The following is a 16,282-nucleotide window of genomic DNA, read 5'->3' as shown; positions in this document are numbered from 1 at the left end:
GCAAACCCGGTGAAGCGGCGCCCGCGAGACCGCAAGGCGCAGATCGCCAGGGCCGCCGCGGATGCCTTCAGCGAGCTCGGCTACCACGCAGTGAGCATGGAGAACATCGCGGCCCGGGTCGGAATCTCGGCGGCGGCGCTGTACCGGCATTCGCACGGCAAGTACGACCTGTTCCGCTCCGCGGTCCTGGCTCTCGGGCAACTGCTGGTCGACGCCACCGAGTTCGCCGATCACCTGCCCGACGATGCCGATCCCGAGGAGACGCTGCGCGCACTGACTGGCGCGCTGATCGACACCACCATCGTCAATCGCACCGCGGGCGGGCTCTATCGCTGGGAGGGCCGGTACCTGCGCGGGGGAGACCGGGAGGTGTTGAACGAGCAGGTGAAGCTGGTCAACCGGCGTCTGCAGCGGCCGTTGATCAGACTCCGGCCCGATCTGCAATCGCGGCAGCGTTGGGTGCTCTCGGCGGCGACGCTGAGTGTCATTGGCAGCATCACCGACCATCGTTCCCGCCTGGGCAACGACGAGGTCCGGGCGGCGCTGGCCGACATCGCGGCGGCCATGTTGACGGCCGATGTACCGGCGCAGGGGGCGAGTGAGCCGCAAGCGGCGCCGACGATCACAAGCGCGGTCGGCAGCTACGAACTGCTGTTGCACGAATCGACACGGTTGTTCAACGAACGTGGGTACCGCGAAACCGGCATGGAGGACATCGCGTCGGCGGCCGGCATACCGGTGGCCAACATCTACCAATACTTCCCGAGTAAGGCCGCGATACTGGCGGTCTCGTATCGCCGCGGCGCCGACCGTCTCTCCGGTGACCTGTCCACCATCCTGGCCGCCGGCACTGGCCCGGGGGAGTCGCTCGTGCAGCTGATCGACGCCTTCGTCAAGCGGTCGTTCGCCAACCCCGAACTGGCCCGCGTGTACTACACGGAGCGCCACAACCTGCCCGACACGGACGCGGTGCTGCTCGACAACATTCACCGCTCCACCGTCGAATCCTGGGCCCGCCTGGCGGTTGCGGCGCGGCCCGAACTCTCGCTCGGCCGCGCACGATACGCCGTACACGCCGCCTTCGCCCTCGCCGTCGGCGTGGGTCAGCTCGTCATCCCCGGCCCGAGCCAACTCGCCCGCACGACGGTGCGCCGACTTATGGAAATCACATTGCTCGGCGAGTCTGTCACGGCTTCCGACCAGGCGGCGCTCAGCGGCACGCGACGCTGATGCTTCGGCGCGGTGCCAGGCCGCGTGTGGCCCGAATAGCGCTGTACTTGTGCCGACGCAGCCAATCGGCAGGTGAACGTGCGGCGATGACGAATCCGATTCTGCCCTCGCTGGTCTCTGAGTCAACCGCCTCGCGGACTCACGCAACGAGCTCTACCACATAATCGGAATCGACATTAACATGAACGCCATCTGTTCTGCGCGCCGGGAGCGTGGCGGCCTCACCGATTCACTGTGAGCCGGGCGCGTCACCGATAGCGCCGCCCAGAGAAAGGCGTGCCCGATGCTCGACAGGATCCGCCGGTTACTGGACTACCAGTTGACGATCGCCGAACTCCTGGGCCTCGCCGTGCTGCTGGGCACGCCATATCTCATCGTCGGGGTGATCTGGTCGTCCACTCACACGGCACACCTGCGCGACATGCACGGCGCGGATCTGGTGGTGTCGTTTCTGGGCTCGATCGTGTCATGGCCCGTGCTCATTTTCGCGAACGTGTGCATGACCTAGGTGGGAAAGATGTTCAAGCGGGGGACTCTGGTTTTTGCGGCGGCCATAGTGGCTTTGACGGTGGGGCTTTTAGCGCTGCGCTTTCCCGTGTTCATCGACGACTATGACCAGTTCGGTTGGAAGGTGAAATGCGGTAACGGGTTCACGACCGATCTGGCCCAGGCGTCGAGCGCCGACGCAAACAAGAACGAACACGAAGGAGCCATGCCGAGCGCGAACTACGTTGGCCAGTGTGACGACGCGCTGATGATCCGGCGCGCGTGGGCGATTCCTGCGGCGGCACTCGGCGGCCTAACGCTGGTGGGGCTGGCGGGGGTGACGCTCGCACACGACCGCCGACGCATCAGAAGCTGAGGCGATTCCCATGATCTAGCGGCGCCGATGCAGTGGAAAAATTGGGGCCCAACCGGTTTCGATAAACGTCCGGTCCGGCACCGTCGAAACGTCCGGTCCGGCACCGTCGACACGCACCATCTAGCGCGTGCTCTCGTCGGGCAGGTCACGCCGGGACTGGTGCAGTCCCGGCGCATCCGGGTCGTCGTTTCGGTGCTCCAGTTGTTCCTGCAGCTTGCGTTGCTCCTCGGTCGCTTCCCTGGCGTCCTCGGGTGCAGGTGGCGGGTCGAAATTCACTTGTTGGCCCACGCGAGATCTCCTCTGACCGTCTGAAATGCTCCAGTCAGGATCTCCCGAATTCCACGCATCGAAACCTGGCTTATACGACCATGGATCGACATGGCGCCCGCGTCTGCACCAGCGGCGTCGGTCAGCCGAGATGCGCGGACAGCAGCCAGGCCGGCATCGACTTGCGGCCGTTGCCTTCGTCGCGAATGTCGGCGCCGGCGAAGGTCGCAAAGCCTTCCAAGAAGCTGTCGGGCACGTTGGCGTGAATCCGTGCCGGCCGGATCTCGTCAATCACCCAGTACTTGCCGACCACGTCGCGTAGCTCGCCCTCGGTGACCGCGTTGATTGGGCTGTGGGCCGGCATGCCCTTGCGGTCGAAGACCAGCACGAAGTAGGAGGCACCCGGCGCGGCGGCCCGCACGATGGACTGCTGGTAGCCGTCGCGCAACTCGACGGGCATCGAGTGAAAAAGGGTGCTGTCGACGATGGTGCCGAAGCGGCCGTCGTAGCCGCTGAAAGAGCTGATGTCGGCGACCTCGAATGTCGCGTCGGTAAGGCCCCGCCGGGCGGCCTTCTCGCGAGCCAACTTGATGGCGGTGGGCGCCTGGTCCAGGCCCACGGTGGTGAAGCCGCGCTCGGCGAGGAACAACGACACCGCCGCCTCCCCACAACCGGCGTCGAGCACGTCGCCGTGGAACTTCCCGGCCTCGATCAGGGCCGCGATCTCGGGCTGCGGCTCGTCGATGCTCCACGGCGGCCGATTACCGTCACCCATCTCGGGGGCTTCACCCCGGTAGGCGGATTCGAACATTTCAGGAGTGGCTTGAGACATACCGCCTTTATATCAAGCACGCTGATATGTGTCAACTGGGTTGATATAAGGAATTGGGGTTCACCGCACCTTTTCGTGCGGAGCGATCGCCCTGGCATGGGCGTGGGGATGACTAACGCGCGACGACGTGTTGAGATCGGGTATGGCCGATGACATCGAACTGAGCCCGACCGACTGGGTCCGCGAACAGACCGAGCGGATCCTGAGACAAGGCACCACCGACGGGGTCGAGATTTTCGATCGGCCCGTCGTTCTGTTGACGATGACCGGAGCAAAGTCCGGCAAAAAGCGGTACGTGCCGCTGATGCGCGTCGAACACGACGGCAGCTACGCCATCGTCGCATCGAAAGGCGGCGCCCCCGCGCATCCGTCGTGGTACTTCAACCTCAGGGCTAATCCTGAGGTGGCGCTGCAGGACGGCGACAAGGTCGTCGCGCTGAGGGCACGCGAGCTGGAGGGGCCAGAACGCGAGCAGTGGTGGCAGCGGGCCGTCGAAGCCTATCCGCCCTATGCCGAGTACCAGACGAAGACGACGCGGCAGATCCCGGTATTCGTCCTGGAATAGCCCGCGTCCCAATCTGTTCCGCCAACCGTGCATTGCCGTCAGCCGCTCGGCCGACATCGACAGCCGTTGCCACTACCCAGGCCGCCGGCGACCCGCTCCAGCACGGGAATGCCCGGCACCGTCGCGCGTCACGACGACGGCCGCCGCCCGAATATTTCCCCGACGCCCGATGATGGACGGGTGACGACACGAAAGATCGGAAGCGCGCTGCGGATCGGTAAATTTGAGCGGACATTCGAAGCCGAGCTGAGCGCACGCTATGAGATTCCGAAGCTCCCCGATGGTCCCGGGCGGGCCGATTTCCTGGCCGAGCGTGCGGCCGACATTCGTGTGGTGGTCACGTCGGGCTCGGCCGTCGTCGACGCCGGGACGATCGCGGCACTGCCCAAGCTGGAGGTGATCGTCAACAACGGCGCCGGGGTGGACCTGATCGACCTGACTGCGGCGCGGCGCCGCGGCATCGGCGTCAGCAATACGCCCGACGTGCTCTCGGACACCGTGGCCGACACCGCCGTGGGCCTGATCCTGATGACGCTGCGGCGATTCGGCGCCGCCGACCGTTACGTTCGGGCGGGCAGATGGGAGCGCGACGGCCCATTCCCGTACGCCCGGGATGTCAGCGGTCTGCAGGTCGGGATCCTGGGTCTGGGCCGCATCGGTTCGGCGATCGCCACCCGGCTGGCCGGATTCGACTGTGCCATCGCGTATCACAACCGCCACCGCATCGACGGATCGCCGTACCGCTACGCCGGGTCGCCGCTGGAGCTGGCCGAGTCGGTCGACGTCCTCGTCGTGGCCACCACGGGCGACCCCCACGCTCGCCATCTGGTGGACCGCACCGTCCTCGAGGCATTGGGCCCCGAGGGTTACCTCGTCAACATCGCCCGCGGCAGCGTGGTCGACCAGGACGCGCTGGTGGAGTTGCTGGTCGGCGGCGCCCTGGCCGGGGCGGGGCTGGACGTCTTCGTCGACGAACCCCGCGTGCCGACCGAGCTGTTCGAGCTGGACAACGTGGTGCTATTCCCACACATCGGCAGCGCCACCGGCCGGACCCGCAGGGCGATGGCGCTGCTGGCGATCCGCAACCTGGACAGTTACCTCGACACGGGTGAGCTGGTGACACCGGTGCTGCGACCGCGGAGATGACGGAGGCCCGGCTGCTGTCAGATGCCTCACACCGGACGATCCGGTCACCGAATAACGGGTACCAGGTCAAAGCAGTTGCGGCATAACCTCACTCGCCAACAATTCCAGGTGGGCGAGATCGCTCAGGTCCAACAGCTGGGTGTAGACGCGCTGCACGCCAATCTGTTTCCAGGCGCCCAAGTTGTCGACGATCTCGGCGGGGGTGCCGACCAGCGGGCTGTTCGACCGCAGCTCGTCGAGGTCGCGGCCGATCGCGGCGGCCCGGCGGGCGACTTCGCTGTCGCCGCGGCCGGCGCAGAGCACGAATGCGCTCGAGTAGACCATCGTGTCGTCCGGCCTGCCGGCCGCGGCGACCGCTTGCGCCACCCGCCGATATTGCTTTTCGGCCACCTCGATCGGCGCGAACGGGATGTTGAACTCCCCCGCGTACTTCGCCGCCAGCTGCGGGGTGCGTTGGGCGCCGAGGCCACCGATGATGATCGGCGGATGCGGGCTCTGCGCCGGTTTGGGCAGCGCGGGCGAGCCGCTGATGGTGTAGTACTCGCCGGCGTAGTCGAAAGTTTCACCAGGATCGGTTGTCCACAACCCCGTGACGATGGCCAGCTGTTCGCTGAGCCGATCGAACCGCTCCCGCAGCGGGGGAAACGGAATGCCGTACGCCTGGTGCTCCTTTTCGAACCAGCCGCTGCCCAGGCCGAATTCGACGCGTCCGCCGCTCATGTCGTCCACTTGCGCGACCGCGATAGCCAGTGGACCCGGGTAGCGGAATGTCGCGGAGGTCACCAGCGTGCCCAGCCGGATGCTCGACGTCTCCCGCGCGATGGCGCCCAGCGTCACCCACGAATCGGTTGGTCCCGGCAAGCCGTCGCCGCTCATCGCCAGGTAATGGTCCGACCGGAAAAACGCCGCAAAGCCCAACTGTTCGGCGGTTTGGGCGACGGCGACCTGATCGGCGTAACGGGCGCCCTGGTGTGGCTCGATGAATGCACGGAACTCCATAGGATCCCTCTGTATCTCCTTGTACGGCAACCCGATTCCGAACCTGTACCCGGCCGTGGCCAAAGCGAGACGTCGAACGGGTTAGCATCCCGCCCGCAACCGGGTATGCCCTTAGCATGACCTCACCTTTTGCACCAACGGTCGTCACTCGCGCGCGATTGACCTGCGCCGGTGCCGCCGACGCTATGACGGCGGCCGAACTGCGCCACGCCCTGCGCCGGTGGCTCCAGGAGGTGACCGAGGCCCCGGCGGAGGTTCGCGACGACATCATTCTGGGCGTCAACGAGGCGCTCGCCAACTGCGTCGAGCATGCGTATCGCACGCACCGAAAGGTCGGCACCATGAAAATGCAGGCGAGCCACGACCCCGCGGCCCAGTCGATCAGCGTGTGCGTCAGCGACCGCGGATCGTGGCACCACCCTTCGTCGCAACGGCTCAGCGATCCGCGGCGGTCTCGTGGCATTGCGTTGATGCACGCGCTGGCCGACCACTGCACCATCAACGCCCACCCCAACGGCACGACGGTGTGCCTGGACTACACTACCAGGCCCTAGCCTCACACGCCGACGGCGCGCTCAAGGTCCTTCAGCGACGTCTCGAGGTGGCCCAGCAGTCGCTGCAGGTGGGGCACGCTGCGGCGGCAACCGACGAGACCGAAGTCGAGGTTGTCTGCGTTGTTGGTGACGGTGATGTTGACCGCCTGGCCGTCGAGCGGGATGGACAGCGGATAGTTCCCGTCGAGCCGTGCACCGCGCCAGTACAGCGGCTCGGCGGGGCCGGTCGAGACGTTGGAGATGACGATGTTGAACGGCGGGGACGCCGCCGAGAGGTAGCCGGGGATCAGCCCGAAGAACAGGCCGCCGATGTTGAACGCCGACAGGGCCAGTTGCTGGATCGGGGGCAGTTGTTGGAACACCTCTTTGGTCTCGCGGATCGAGGTGCTGACGATCTCGAGCCGCCTCGCCGGGTCGTCCACGTCGGTCGCCAGGTTGCACAGGAACGTTCCGACCAGGTTGCCGCCGCGGTCGTCGTCGGCCTTGCGGAGGTTGACCGGCACCATCGCGGTCAGCGGGGCGTCGGGCAGGGCGCTCTGCTCGATGAGGTAGGCGCGCAGGGCACCGGAGCACATGGCGAGCACGACGTCGTTGACCGTCACCCCGGCCGCCGACTTGACCGCTTTGATCCGGTCCAGCGACCACGACTGTGCGGCCACTCGGCGGGCACCGCCGATCCGCACATTGAACATGCTTCGCGGCGCCCGGAACGGCAGCGTCAGCTGTTGCTCGAGCAGCGCGGCCCGCGCCAGCTTCAGCGTGGACGGGGCGAGGGCGAGCGCCGAGCCGGCGGTGCGGCCGGCCCGCTCCAGCAGCGACTGACGCTTCTGTCCGCCGCCGCGCGTGCGGGGCCTCAGGCTCCACGGGACGCGCACCTCGTCGTCGTCCGGATCGGTGGTGAACGCGCGCTGCATCAACCGCATTGCGGACACGCCGTCCATGAGCGAATGGTGGTACTTCGTGTACACGGCGTACCGCCCGTCCTGGAGCCCCTCGACCAGGTGGGCTTCCCATAGCGGGCGGTGGCGGTCGAGCAGGCTGCCGTGCAGCCGGGACGCCAGGTCGAGCAAGTCACGGACCCGCCCCGGCTCGGGCAGGGCCGAGCGGCGCAGGTGGTAGTCGAGCTCGACGTCGTTGTCGAACGACCACGCGAGGTTGGTCAGGCCACCGAAGAAGGCCGGGTGCTTGCGGAACAGCGGCTGCACATCCGTGCGCTCGAGCATGGCCTGAAAGGCGTCGCGGACGAAATGGGGACCGGCGTCCTCGGGCGGTTCGAAAAGTTGCAGCGATCCGACATGCATCGGGTGCTCGCGTGACTCGCCGATGAGGAACAGCGCATCGGTCGGCGATATCGGTTCCATGGTCAAACCCCGTTCGTTTCGCTGCGCCGGCCACCCGGCACACCCACCTCCTTGTAGCCGCAGCGAGCGTTTGCTAATCGCGATAGATCACCCCGGATGACGACGATGGGCGAAGTCGCTTGTGGGAGTGGGTGTTTGTGCGAGGGCCGCGGGGTTCTCTATGGCGACTCGCGGAAGACGGCGGCGATTTCGGCGACCCTGGGGTCGGCGCGGAGCTCGTCGAGGGTCTCCGGTAGCGGGAGCCGCCAGTTCGGGTATTCGTCGACCGTGCCGGGCAGGTTGGGCTGGCGGGGTTCGGCCAGCACGTCGTAGGGCGAGATCAGTTTCAGGCGGCTTGGGGTCGCCGCCAGGAACCGGTGCATGGCGGTGATGACCGCCGCCTCGTCGGGGTCCGGGTCCGTCAGGAGCCCCTCGGATCGCAGTAGCTGAAGCCACTCGGCGCGTTCCTTGTCGGCCACCGATTGCTCGCCGGGCACGTCGTCGAGCAGACCGAGGTCGGCGCGGACCCGCACGTGCTCGCCGCGCAGGAAGCCCGCCGCCGTGGGCAGGTCGTGGGTGGACAGGCTGGCGGCCGCCCGCGACGGCCATTGTGCAGGCGGGAGCAGCGGCTCGCCCGGCGCCGACTCGTCGCGGGTGAACCAGGACACCGCGCACCCCAGCATCTCGTTGTCGGCCAGCGCCTGGGTCACCTCCGGCTCGACGGTGCCCAGATCCTCGCCGACGACGGTGGCCCCCGCCCGGTGCGCTTCCAGCGCCAGTACGGCGAGCATGACCTCCGCGTCGTAGTGCACGTAGGTGCCGCGATCCGGGCCGTCCCCCGGGGGAATCCACCACAGCCGCCACAACCCGGCGACATGGTCGATCCGCAACCCGTCGGCGTGCGCGAGCACCGCGCGCAGCATGTCCCGCGGCGCGGCGTAGCCGGTGGCCGCGAGGCGGTCCGGCCGCCACGGCGGCAGTCCCCAATCCTGGCCGCGCGGGGTGAAGTTGTCCGGTGGCGCCCCGACGCTCACCCCGGTGGCGAGCACGTCGGCCAGCGCCCACGCGTCGGCGCCGTTCGCGTCCACCCCGACCGGCAGGTCGTGCAGCACGCCGAGTGCCATGCCCGCGTCCCGGGCGGCGCGGCGCACGGCCGTCAGCTGCTCGTCACAGCACTGCTGCACCCAGGCATGGAACGCCACCCTGGGCGCCAACTCGCGGCGGGCCGCCGCCACCGCCGGCCCGGCGACGTCACGCAGCGGTGCGGGCCATTGGGTCCACCGGCCACCGTGCCGCTCGGCCAGCGCGCAGTAGGTGGCCCAGTCGCGCAGCCCGGTGCCGGCGGCTGCCTCGTCCAACGGACCGGGCCGGCCTTCGGCGCGCCACAGCAGTTCCAGTGCCGACCGCTTGGCCGCCCACACCAGGTCGTAGTCGATTCGTTCGGTGGTCGGCGAAACCCGCAGCGCGTCCACCTCGGCGCGGGTGTCCGGGCCGGCCCGGCGGTAGGCGCCGAGGTCCTCGATGCGCAGCGCCAGCGGGTTGGCGAACCGGCGGCTGGACGGGGTGTAGGGCGACGGCTGCACCGGGTGGGTGGGACCCGGCGCGTGCAGCGGGTTGAGCAGCACCGCGCCCGCCCCATGCTCGGCGGCCGTCCAAGCCAGGAACTCCCGCAGGTCGCCCAGGTCGCCGATGCCCCAGGACCGGCCCGACCGTAACGCATAGAGCTGCAGCATCCAGCCCCAGGTGGCCGGTGTCGGCGGCACCTGCGGCGGCGCGGCCACCAGGGTGGCCTCTTGGCCGTCGCGCAGACGGAGCCGGTACCAGCCCGCGGTCAGGTCGCCCGGCAGCTCGTCGCGCACCTCGATCCGGTCGCCGTCCTCGCCCACCAAGAGGGCGGCGCCGGGCAGCGGCCGGGGGTGCCGGTCCAATCGCACGGCGACGGTGGGCGCCAGCGCGCCGGCGCGGTCGCGATGGGCCAGCCTGGCCAGTTCCCGCCGCCGGTCCGCTTCGGTTCCGGCGTCGACGTCGAGCAGGCCGAGCACCCGGATCACGACGTCGGCGTCGACCTCCACGGGCTCGCGTCGCTCGTTTCGGTAGGAGGTGGCCACCCCGTGTGCCGCGGCCAGCCGGCGCAGGTCATCGGGAACCGGCTTGGGCCCGGCCATTAGCGCGCCGGCCCGGGTGGGGCGCCGACGGGGGCGATAAGACGATGACGCGAAAGCACAACGCATATATACCCCAGCCGCGGGCTCTCACACGGGCTGCCGAATCCGTTCGGTGACAGCCGCTTTCGCCTAGCGTCCGGTGGCTTGAAAGATGATCCGCCGAGCGATCTGGACGGCGTGGTCGGCGAACCGCTCGTAGAAGCGCCCCAGGAGGGTGACGTCGACCGCGGCGACAACGCCGTGCGTCCACCGGGGATCTCGCAGCACCTCCTGCAATTGGTGGTGCAGTTCGTCCATCGCGTCATCGTCGCGGCGAATCTGAGCGGCCCGGCCGGGATCCTGGGCCAGCAGCACCTCTCGGGCGCCGCCGGCCAACTGCTCGGCCAGCCGGCCCATTTCAGCGATGTGGCCGCGGACGTCGTCCGGCACGGCGTTCTGGGGATGGCGCATGCGGGCGATCTCGGCTACGTGAACCGCCAGCCCGCCCATCCGTTGTGCATCGGCGGCAATTCGGATGGCACTGACCACCGCGCGCAAATCGGCGGCCACCGGCGCCTGTAATGCCAGCAGCGCGAAGGCCGTCTCCTCGACGTCTGTGTTGACCGCGATGAGGTCCGCCTGGCCGGCGATGACGCGTTCGGCCAGCACCAAGTCGGCTTTCAGCAGCGCCTCCGTGGCCAGCCCGATGGCCTCCCCGGCCATCGCGCACATCGCCCCGAGCTGTTGGGCGAGCGTTCCCAACCGGTGTTGAAAAGCGCTTCTCATCCACTAGAGATAGGCAGGGAAGCGCGAAGTAAAACATCGCGCTGTGGCGATTGGTCGTCTCGCGAAACGGTCCGTCGTGAAGGGATCGCGCTCCCAACGCGTTTCGCCGGGCCAGCTGGCTACCTGACTTCGTCGGCCAGTTCGCGCGCCTCCTTCTCGGTTTCCACCGCGGGCCCGGACCCGGGCAGCGGCTTCCCGGCGACTTCGGGGGTGAACAGCAGCGTGACCGCGCCCACCAGGCCGGCGAAAATCAGCATGTAGGCGGGCGCCATCACGTTGCCGGTGCCCGACACCAACGCTTGGGCGATCAGCGGCGTGGTGCCGCCCACGGCCGAGATCGAGATGTTGTACGAGATGGCCAGCGCTCCGTAGCGGACATCGGTGGGGAACAGGGCCGGCAACATGGCGGGCGCGGTGCTGTCGAAGCACAGCTCCATCGACCCGATCAAAACCACGCCGATGAAGATCACCGGGTAGATGCCGCCGAAGCGGATGAGCAGGAAGGCGGGCATGGAACCCACGATCAGCAGTGCGCAGCCCGTCCACATGATCGGTTTGACGCCGACGCGGTCGGACAGGCCGGCGACCAGCACCACCGTGACCATCAGGATCGCCAGCGTCACCACGATCATCAACAGCCCGGCGGTGTGGCCGGCGCGCACGAACAGCCTCAGGTAGGTCGGCAGGTATCCGGTCAGCATGAAGTCGGCGACTTGAGAGGTGAGCACCAGGGCCGCGCAGATGACCAGCCCCCGCCACTGGTCCACAACCGTGCGCCGGAATTGCTGCCGGCGCCCGCCCGACGGCTGCGCGCCCTCCGTCGCGCTCTGGTAGGCGGACGACTCCTTGAGCCGAAGCCGCAGGAACAGCGCGAACAGGCCGAAGGGCGCGCCCAGCAGCAGCGGGATCCGCCAGCCGTAGGTCAGCATGGCGTCCTCCGGCAGCCAGGTTTGCAGCGCGGTCACCAGCATCCCGGCGAGCACGAACCCCACCAGATTGCCCATCGGTAAGAACCCGACCATCTTGCCGCGTTTGTGGTCGGGGGCCTGCTCGACGAGATAGGTCATGGCGCCGACGTATTCACCGCCGGTCGACAGGCCCTGGAATATGCGCGCGACGGCGAGCAGGATCGGCGCCCAGATGCCGATCGCGCTGTAGCCGGGCAGCAGCCCGGTCACGGTGGTGCTCATCGTCATCATGAGAATGGTGACGACAAGAACCCGGTGGCGTCCGATCCGGTCGCCGAGGGGGCCGAAGATGAACCCGCCGAGCGGGCGCACGACGAACGCCGCCGCCAGTGTGCCGAACGTGGCGATGAGGTGGACACCGCTGACGCTCTTGCCGGGGTAGAACACCTGGGCGAGGGTGGTGGCGATGTAGCCGTAGACCCCGAAGTCGTACCACTCCATAAAGTTGCCTATGGCGGTGCCCATGATGGTCTGGCGCATTGCCGGGTCGGCGACCCTGATCTCTTTGCGTGCCCATGTTCTCCGGCGGCGTCGCGCATTCATCGACGAAATGCGTACCCAGAAGTCCCAGGGGCGGAACAAGTGCACTCCCAACCGGCTCTATCCTCGCCAGCGACCGGTGGCCGAGCGTAGCGACCGGTCTAGGTCGACAAGAACTCACTGACCTTTCAGGCTGCCGATGCGAAGCGAAAAATCCGTGGGCCCGGACGACTCTTTCGGCGTGGCCTCGATGTCCTCGACGTAGCGTTGCGGATCGCGGTCGGTGATCGGCAATCCCTCGGTGGTGGGGTGCTCGGCCATGAATTCGCTGTATTGCAGCCCCAACGCTTCGCGCAGGCCGACGGGGGCGGCGCGACGGAAGTCCGACAGCCCTTCCCGCTCCTCCTCAGCCATATGGTCGTCGTTGGCCTCACGGGTGCGGCCGACCGCCGCCCACCACTGTTCGGTGCCCACCCGGGCCGCGTTGGCCTCACGCACTCCGCCGCGAATGTCGTTGTGATCCCCGATGGCGTCCAGCGTCTCGCCCTCGGCGTCCTCGGTGCCCCGCTTCAGCAACTGCGGGTAAAAGATCTTCTCTTCGATGTAGGCGTGCACATCCAGCTTGTCGGCGAGGGGACACCACACCCGCGCCAGAGCGGTTTCGTCGGCCGGCGTCTGCGCCTGCAGATAGTCCAACTTGGCGAACTGTTCGCGGAACCACTCGTGGTCGGCGAGGATCAACATGGTGATGTCGGCCATCGCGACGCCCCACCTCCCTCACCGCTATGGTTCGCGGCCATGGTGTCCCATCGTGTCGGGACCAGTCAACCGGTGAACGCTCCGGCGGGGCGCCCGCAACCATGCGGATACACTGGGGCACCGGTATGCCGATCGACGACGATCGCACGCCCGATGAATCCCACCAATCTCAGAGGTTGTTTGTGCCGGAAAACCGCAGCGAGCCCGCAAACCTGGAACCGCATTTCGAGGACGTTCAGGCGCACTATGACCTGTCCGATGACTTCTTCGCGCTGTTCCTGGACCCGACGCGGACCTACAGCTGCGCCTACTTCGAGCGCGACGACATGACCCTCGAAGAGGCGCAACTCGCCAAGGTCGACCTGTCGCTTGGCAAGCTCGGCCTGCAACCGGGTCAGACGCTGCTCGACATCGGCTGCGGCTGGGGCACCACCATCGTCCGGGCGCTCGAGCAGTACGACGTCAACGTCGTCGGCCTTACCCTGAGCCGCAACCAGCAGGCGCACGTGCAGCGACGTCTTGACCAGCATCCCAGCACGCGAAGCAAGCGGGTGCTGCTGCAGGGCTGGGAGCAGTTCGACGAACAGGTGGACCGCATCGTGTCCATCGGCGCCTTCGAGCACTTCGGGCGCGACCGGTACCCCGACTTCTTCAAGATGGCTTACGAGGCGCTGCCCGCCGACGGCGTGATGCTGCTGCACAGCATCATCCAGCCCAGCCGCGAGGAGTTCGCCGAGCGTGGGCTGCCCATCACCATGACGAAACTGCGGTTCATGAAATTCATCATGGACGAGATCTTCCCGGGCGGGGACCTGCCCGCCGCCAAGACCGTCGAAGAGCACGCGACGCGCGCCGGCTTCGGCGTCAAACTCATCCAGCCGCTGCGCCTGCACTACGCGCGCACCCTCGACACCTGGGCGGCCGCGCTCGAGTCGCGCCGCGACGAGGCCATCGCGATTCAGTCGCAAGAGGTCTACGACCGGTACATGAAGTACCTGACCGGTTGCGCCGACCTGTTCCGCGAGGGCTACACCGACGTCGCGCAATTCACCCTCACCAAGGCCTGAACGACCCCGTCAGCAAACCCGCCCGGCCGCATCCGAACCCTGGAGCGGTTTATCGGCGCTGCGCCCGGGGTAAAACCACGAGCAACAACCTGATTCGGTGCGCGCAGACCTTCGTCCGCGCAAAGCCGCAGGGAAGGATTGATCGTGAGTGCCAAGCATCGGATGACGGCCACGCCGGAGCAAAGGCCAGCGCCGGCCGTCACGGCGGTATGTGAGGCGATCTCCGCATCGATGCTGTGCGCGGCGGCCTGTGCGGCCCTGGTGCTCAACGCGCCACACGGCGAAAAGCGAACGGTCGAGGCCACCCAGGAGCCGCCGGCCGCGTCGCAGCCGGTGCGCCAGGAGGGCACGGTGGTCGCCGTGGCGGAGGGTTCGGTCACCGCGCGCAGCGCCAACGGATACACCCAGACGTACCTAATTACCCCGGACACGACCTTGATCGGGCACGGCGGTCAACCCGCCACTGTCGCTCCGCATTTCACGGTCAACGACCACGTGGACATCATCGGAACCATTCAGGACGGCACCGCCCTGGCCACGGCGGTGGCCGACCGTCACTTCGGGCGCGGGGACGGGCCGCCGATGGATTACCTTGACGGGCAGATCATTCCGGCCGGCCGCACCTGATCGCCGCCGGCGCAACAATCTGCCGCTTGGCGGTCCCCGCCTTCTGCTCGGCGCGGACCCGGCTTAGTCTGTATGCCATCCAGCCAGAGGAGGCGCCGTGAGCGAGCATGAAGTAAAGATGATCATCCTGTCGACCGATGACCTCGACGAATCGATCCGGTTCTACAGCGAGACCCTGGGCATGTCGCTGAAATTCCGCGACGGGGCGCACTTCGCGGCCCTCGACGGCGGGCCGGTCACGCTCGCGCTGGCGACCGCCGTGGACCATCCCATCCCCGGCCAGGTGGTCGTCGGCATCAAGACCGCCGACGTCGACGCCGCGGCGAAGGCGGTGGAAGCCAGCGGTGGCGGCATCGTCAAAGGCCCGTACGACGACGCACACGAGCGCCGCGCAGTGGTCTACGACAACAAGGGCAACGGCCTGGTCTTCTACAAGCCGCTCGCCCGCTGAGCGCTATTGCCGGTGCGCTCGCGGTGCTTGCACCCCGGCCAGCAGCACGGTCGGCGCTTGCCCTCTTCCAGTTCCTCCTGCGTCCGGCGAATCCGGCGCTGCCGGGTCGCCTCCTGTTTGGCGTCCTCGACCCAGCAGATGAACTCGTTGCGGGCCAGGGGCGTGATGTCCGTCCACGCGGCGAGCGCCGTGGCGTTGCCGATCAGCGACTCGCGCAGGTCCTCGGGAAGCTCGTGCACCACTCCGCCCGGTATCCGCTGGCTGCTCATGGCCCTAGGCTAACCCGCCGCTTCCCCGGTCGCTCGCAGCGGCTAGGAAGGCAAATGCGCGCTGTCGTCGTGCAATTCGTCGCGGCGCAAGCCCATCGGTGTGACCTCGGGGACATCACCGCCGGCGACGACGGCACGACTGATCGGCGTGAGTGCGCGGAAAAGCGTTTCCACCTCGTCGTCGCTGAGCGCGTCCAGCGCCGACAGGGAGAGGGCATCGGTGGACCTTTCGATGTGGTCCTTCAGTTCGCGGCCAGCGGTGGTCAGGGAGCCATCATCGCCGAGCAGTCCCCGCGCGGCCAGCCGCCGCTGGTGGTGCCGCCACGCCGCGTCGTCGTAGTCACGGGTGCGCGCGATGTACTCGCGCGGAATCCCGCCGGCCGCGGCGTGCAACACATTGGACTCCCGGCCCGAGATGCCGGCGGCGGCCAGCACGGCCACGTGCCCGTCGCCGCGGTGTTCGCGCAACAGCGTGGTCGCGTGCCACAGCGCGGCCAGCGGCTCCTCCGGCCACGGCAGTGCCAGGTTCGCGGCGAACAACGGCCGCCCGTCCAGCGGCGCATGCCGGGCCGCCTTCCCTGCCAATTCCGCTGCGACACGGACGTTTTCGTTCGCATCCAGCCCGTAACGGCGCAGCGCCGCGACGGCGGACTGCTGCCGGGCACGCAACGCCGCGTCGGGACCGGCGACCTGCCATGCCGCCGGCAGCGCCTTGGCGACCCGCTCGGGGGCGAAGTTGTAGAAGATCGCGGTGACCACTTCGGGCGGCACCGTGCCCAGCGGCGCCGACCGCGCGGCGAAATAGCCCATCCAGAAACCGCGGTAACCCAGCCCGTCCAGCGCCGCCCGCGCCTCCGGCGCGAAATACGTCACCCCGTGCACGGGTTCGAAGCGATCGAAGAAGCGCCGCGCCAGACGAGGTTTTCGTTGCATGGT

At 67.9% G+C, this 16,282-nt stretch carries 19 protein-coding genes; 9 read left to right on the top strand and 10 right to left on the bottom strand.

The window, feature by feature from the left end; genetic code table 11:
• Window positions 1–9: 9 nt before the first annotated feature.
• From KXD96_RS03195 to KXD96_RS03185, 3 genes are all read left to right on the top strand, one after another.
• Window positions 10–1,230: a TetR/AcrR family transcriptional regulator gene (locus KXD96_RS03195; RefSeq protein ID WP_260745184.1), complete on the top strand. Its 1,221-nt coding sequence runs from the start codon at window positions 10–12 to the stop codon at window positions 1,228–1,230.
• 283 nt (window positions 1,231–1,513) lie between these two features.
• Window positions 1,514–1,738 (top strand): hypothetical protein, encoded by a 225-nt coding sequence (locus tag KXD96_RS03190; RefSeq protein WP_260742873.1) that lies wholly within the window; start codon window positions 1,514–1,516, stop codon window positions 1,736–1,738.
• Window positions 1,739–1,747: 9 nt separating this feature from the next.
• Complete coding sequence (locus KXD96_RS03185; protein ID WP_260742870.1) at window positions 1,748–2,092, top strand: hypothetical protein; 345 nt, start codon at window positions 1,748–1,750, stop codon at window positions 2,090–2,092.
• Between the two features lie 120 nt (window positions 2,093–2,212).
• Here KXD96_RS03185 and KXD96_RS03180 read toward each other — a convergent pair whose 3' ends face one another.
• Together KXD96_RS03180 and KXD96_RS03175 are read right to left on the bottom strand one after the other, a co-directional pair.
• Window positions 2,213–2,380, bottom strand: a complete 168-nt coding sequence (locus KXD96_RS03180) for a hypothetical protein (protein ID WP_260742869.1) — start codon at window positions 2,378–2,380, stop codon at window positions 2,213–2,215.
• Window positions 2,381–2,501: 121 nt separating this feature from the next.
• Window positions 2,502–3,191 (bottom strand): class I SAM-dependent methyltransferase, encoded by a 690-nt coding sequence (locus KXD96_RS03175; RefSeq protein WP_260742868.1) that lies wholly within the window; start codon window positions 3,189–3,191, stop codon window positions 2,502–2,504.
• 142 nt (window positions 3,192–3,333) lie between these two features.
• Between KXD96_RS03175 and KXD96_RS03170 the strand changes: the two genes are divergently transcribed.
• Complete coding sequence (locus tag KXD96_RS03170) at window positions 3,334–3,756, top strand: nitroreductase family deazaflavin-dependent oxidoreductase (RefSeq protein ID WP_260742867.1); 423 nt, start codon at window positions 3,334–3,336, stop codon at window positions 3,754–3,756.
• Window positions 3,757–3,864: 108 nt separating this feature from the next.
• Window positions 3,865–4,902: a 2-hydroxyacid dehydrogenase gene (locus KXD96_RS03165; protein WP_396877865.1), complete on the top strand. Its 1,038-nt coding sequence runs from the start codon at window positions 3,865–3,867 to the stop codon at window positions 4,900–4,902.
• A gap of 66 nt (window positions 4,903–4,968) precedes the next feature.
• Here KXD96_RS03165 and KXD96_RS03160 read toward each other — a convergent pair whose 3' ends face one another.
• Complete coding sequence (locus tag KXD96_RS03160; protein WP_260742865.1) at window positions 4,969–5,901, bottom strand: LLM class F420-dependent oxidoreductase; 933 nt, start codon at window positions 5,899–5,901, stop codon at window positions 4,969–4,971.
• Between the two features lie 116 nt (window positions 5,902–6,017).
• On the opposite strand from KXD96_RS03160, the gene KXD96_RS03155 reads away from it, so the two are divergent.
• Window positions 6,018–6,455 carry an ATP-binding protein gene (locus tag KXD96_RS03155; RefSeq protein WP_260742864.1) on the top strand — a complete coding sequence of 146 codons (438 nt, stop codon included), beginning with the start codon at window positions 6,018–6,020 and terminating at the stop codon, window positions 6,453–6,455.
• A gap of 2 nt (window positions 6,456–6,457) precedes the next feature.
• Here the strand turns inward: KXD96_RS03155 and KXD96_RS03150 are convergent, their stop codons facing one another.
• The 5 genes from KXD96_RS03150 to KXD96_RS03130 all read right to left on the bottom strand — a co-directional run bounded on the left by KXD96_RS03150 (window position 6,458) and on the right by KXD96_RS03130 (window position 12,932).
• Window positions 6,458–7,816, bottom strand: coding sequence for a wax ester/triacylglycerol synthase family O-acyltransferase (locus tag KXD96_RS03150; protein ID WP_260742863.1), 1,359 nt, complete (start codon window positions 7,814–7,816; stop codon window positions 6,458–6,460).
• A gap of 158 nt (window positions 7,817–7,974) precedes the next feature.
• Window positions 7,975–9,960: a 4-alpha-glucanotransferase gene (gene malQ, locus KXD96_RS03145; RefSeq protein ID WP_260742861.1), complete on the bottom strand. Its 1,986-nt coding sequence runs from the start codon at window positions 9,958–9,960 to the stop codon at window positions 7,975–7,977.
• 129 nt (window positions 9,961–10,089) lie between these two features.
• Window positions 10,090–10,725 carry a phosphate signaling complex protein PhoU gene (gene phoU / locus KXD96_RS03140; RefSeq protein ID WP_260742860.1) on the bottom strand — a complete coding sequence of 212 codons (636 nt, stop codon included), beginning with the start codon at window positions 10,723–10,725 and terminating at the stop codon, window positions 10,090–10,092.
• Between the two features lie 119 nt (window positions 10,726–10,844).
• A complete protein-coding gene (locus KXD96_RS03135; RefSeq protein ID WP_260745183.1) occupies window positions 10,845–12,173 on the bottom strand; it encodes an MFS transporter in 1,329 nt (442 codons plus the stop codon).
• Between the two features lie 177 nt (window positions 12,174–12,350).
• Entirely contained in the window at window positions 12,351–12,932 is a 582-nt protein-coding gene (locus KXD96_RS03130; protein WP_260742859.1) for a hemerythrin domain-containing protein, read from the bottom strand.
• Window positions 12,933–13,114: 182 nt separating this feature from the next.
• Between KXD96_RS03130 and KXD96_RS03125 the strand changes: the two genes are divergently transcribed.
• From KXD96_RS03125 to KXD96_RS03115, 3 genes are all read left to right on the top strand, one after another.
• The gene (locus tag KXD96_RS03125) at window positions 13,115–13,999 is read left to right on the top strand and encodes a cyclopropane mycolic acid synthase family methyltransferase (RefSeq protein ID WP_260745182.1); all 885 of its coding nucleotides are present in this window, start codon (window positions 13,115–13,117) and stop codon (window positions 13,997–13,999) included.
• A gap of 144 nt (window positions 14,000–14,143) precedes the next feature.
• On the top strand, window positions 14,144–14,626 hold the full coding sequence (locus tag KXD96_RS03120; protein WP_260742858.1) for a hypothetical protein: 483 nt from the start codon (window positions 14,144–14,146) through the stop codon (window positions 14,624–14,626).
• 97 nt (window positions 14,627–14,723) lie between these two features.
• On the top strand, window positions 14,724–15,077 hold the full coding sequence (locus KXD96_RS03115; RefSeq protein ID WP_260742853.1) for a VOC family protein: 354 nt from the start codon (window positions 14,724–14,726) through the stop codon (window positions 15,075–15,077).
• Here KXD96_RS03115 and KXD96_RS03110 read toward each other — a convergent pair.
• Together KXD96_RS03110 and KXD96_RS03105 are read right to left on the bottom strand one after the other, a co-directional pair.
• The gene (locus KXD96_RS03110) at window positions 15,056–15,346 is read right to left on the bottom strand and encodes a YdeI/OmpD-associated family protein (RefSeq protein WP_260742852.1); all 291 of its coding nucleotides are present in this window, start codon (window positions 15,344–15,346) and stop codon (window positions 15,056–15,058) included. The genes KXD96_RS03115 and KXD96_RS03110 overlap by 22 nt on opposite strands.
• Window positions 15,347–15,388: 42 nt before the next feature.
• Window positions 15,389–16,279, bottom strand: a complete 891-nt coding sequence (locus KXD96_RS03105) for an SCO6745 family protein (protein ID WP_260742851.1) — start codon at window positions 16,277–16,279, stop codon at window positions 15,389–15,391.
• Window positions 16,280–16,282 lie beyond the last annotated feature (3 nt).

Origin of the sequence: Mycobacterium sp. SMC-2 (genome assembly GCF_025263485.1) — a bacterium.
GTDB lineage: Bacteria > Actinomycetota > Actinomycetes > Mycobacteriales > Mycobacteriaceae > Mycobacterium.
This window is presented reverse-complemented; position numbering and strand designations above follow the sequence as displayed.

Coding starts and splice junctions, on each gene's coding strand:
- KXD96_RS03190 (WP_260742873.1), top strand. CDS start 1,514: ATGCTCGACAGGATCCGCCGGTTACTGGACTACCAGTTGACGATCGCC.
- KXD96_RS03185 (WP_260742870.1), top strand. CDS start 1,748: ATGTTCAAGCGGGGGACTCTGGTTTTTGCGGCGGCCATAGTGGCTTTG.
- KXD96_RS03175 (WP_260742868.1), bottom strand. CDS start 3,191: ATGTCTCAAGCCACTCCTGAAATGTTCGAATCCGCCTACCGGGGTGAA.
- KXD96_RS03170 (WP_260742867.1), top strand. CDS start 3,334: ATGGCCGATGACATCGAACTGAGCCCGACCGACTGGGTCCGCGAACAG.
- KXD96_RS03165 (WP_396877865.1), top strand. CDS start 3,865: ATGCCCGGCACCGTCGCGCGTCACGACGACGGCCGCCGCCCGAATATT.
- KXD96_RS03160 (WP_260742865.1), bottom strand. CDS start 5,901: ATGGAGTTCCGTGCATTCATCGAGCCACACCAGGGCGCCCGTTACGCC.
- KXD96_RS03155 (WP_260742864.1), top strand. CDS start 6,018: ATGACCTCACCTTTTGCACCAACGGTCGTCACTCGCGCGCGATTGACC.
- KXD96_RS03150 (WP_260742863.1), bottom strand. CDS start 7,816: ATGGAACCGATATCGCCGACCGATGCGCTGTTCCTCATCGGCGAGTCA.
- malQ (WP_260742861.1), bottom strand. CDS start 9,960: ATGGCCGGGCCCAAGCCGGTTCCCGATGACCTGCGCCGGCTGGCCGCG.
- phoU (WP_260742860.1), bottom strand. CDS start 10,725: ATGAGAAGCGCTTTTCAACACCGGTTGGGAACGCTCGCCCAACAGCTC.
- KXD96_RS03135 (WP_260745183.1), bottom strand. CDS start 12,173: ATGCGCCAGACCATCATGGGCACCGCCATAGGCAACTTTATGGAGTGG.
- KXD96_RS03130 (WP_260742859.1), bottom strand. CDS start 12,932: ATGGCCGACATCACCATGTTGATCCTCGCCGACCACGAGTGGTTCCGC.
- KXD96_RS03110 (WP_260742852.1), bottom strand. CDS start 15,346: ATGAGCAGCCAGCGGATACCGGGCGGAGTGGTGCACGAGCTTCCCGAG.
- KXD96_RS03105 (WP_260742851.1), bottom strand. CDS start 16,279: ATGCAACGAAAACCTCGTCTGGCGCGGCGCTTCTTCGATCGCTTCGAA.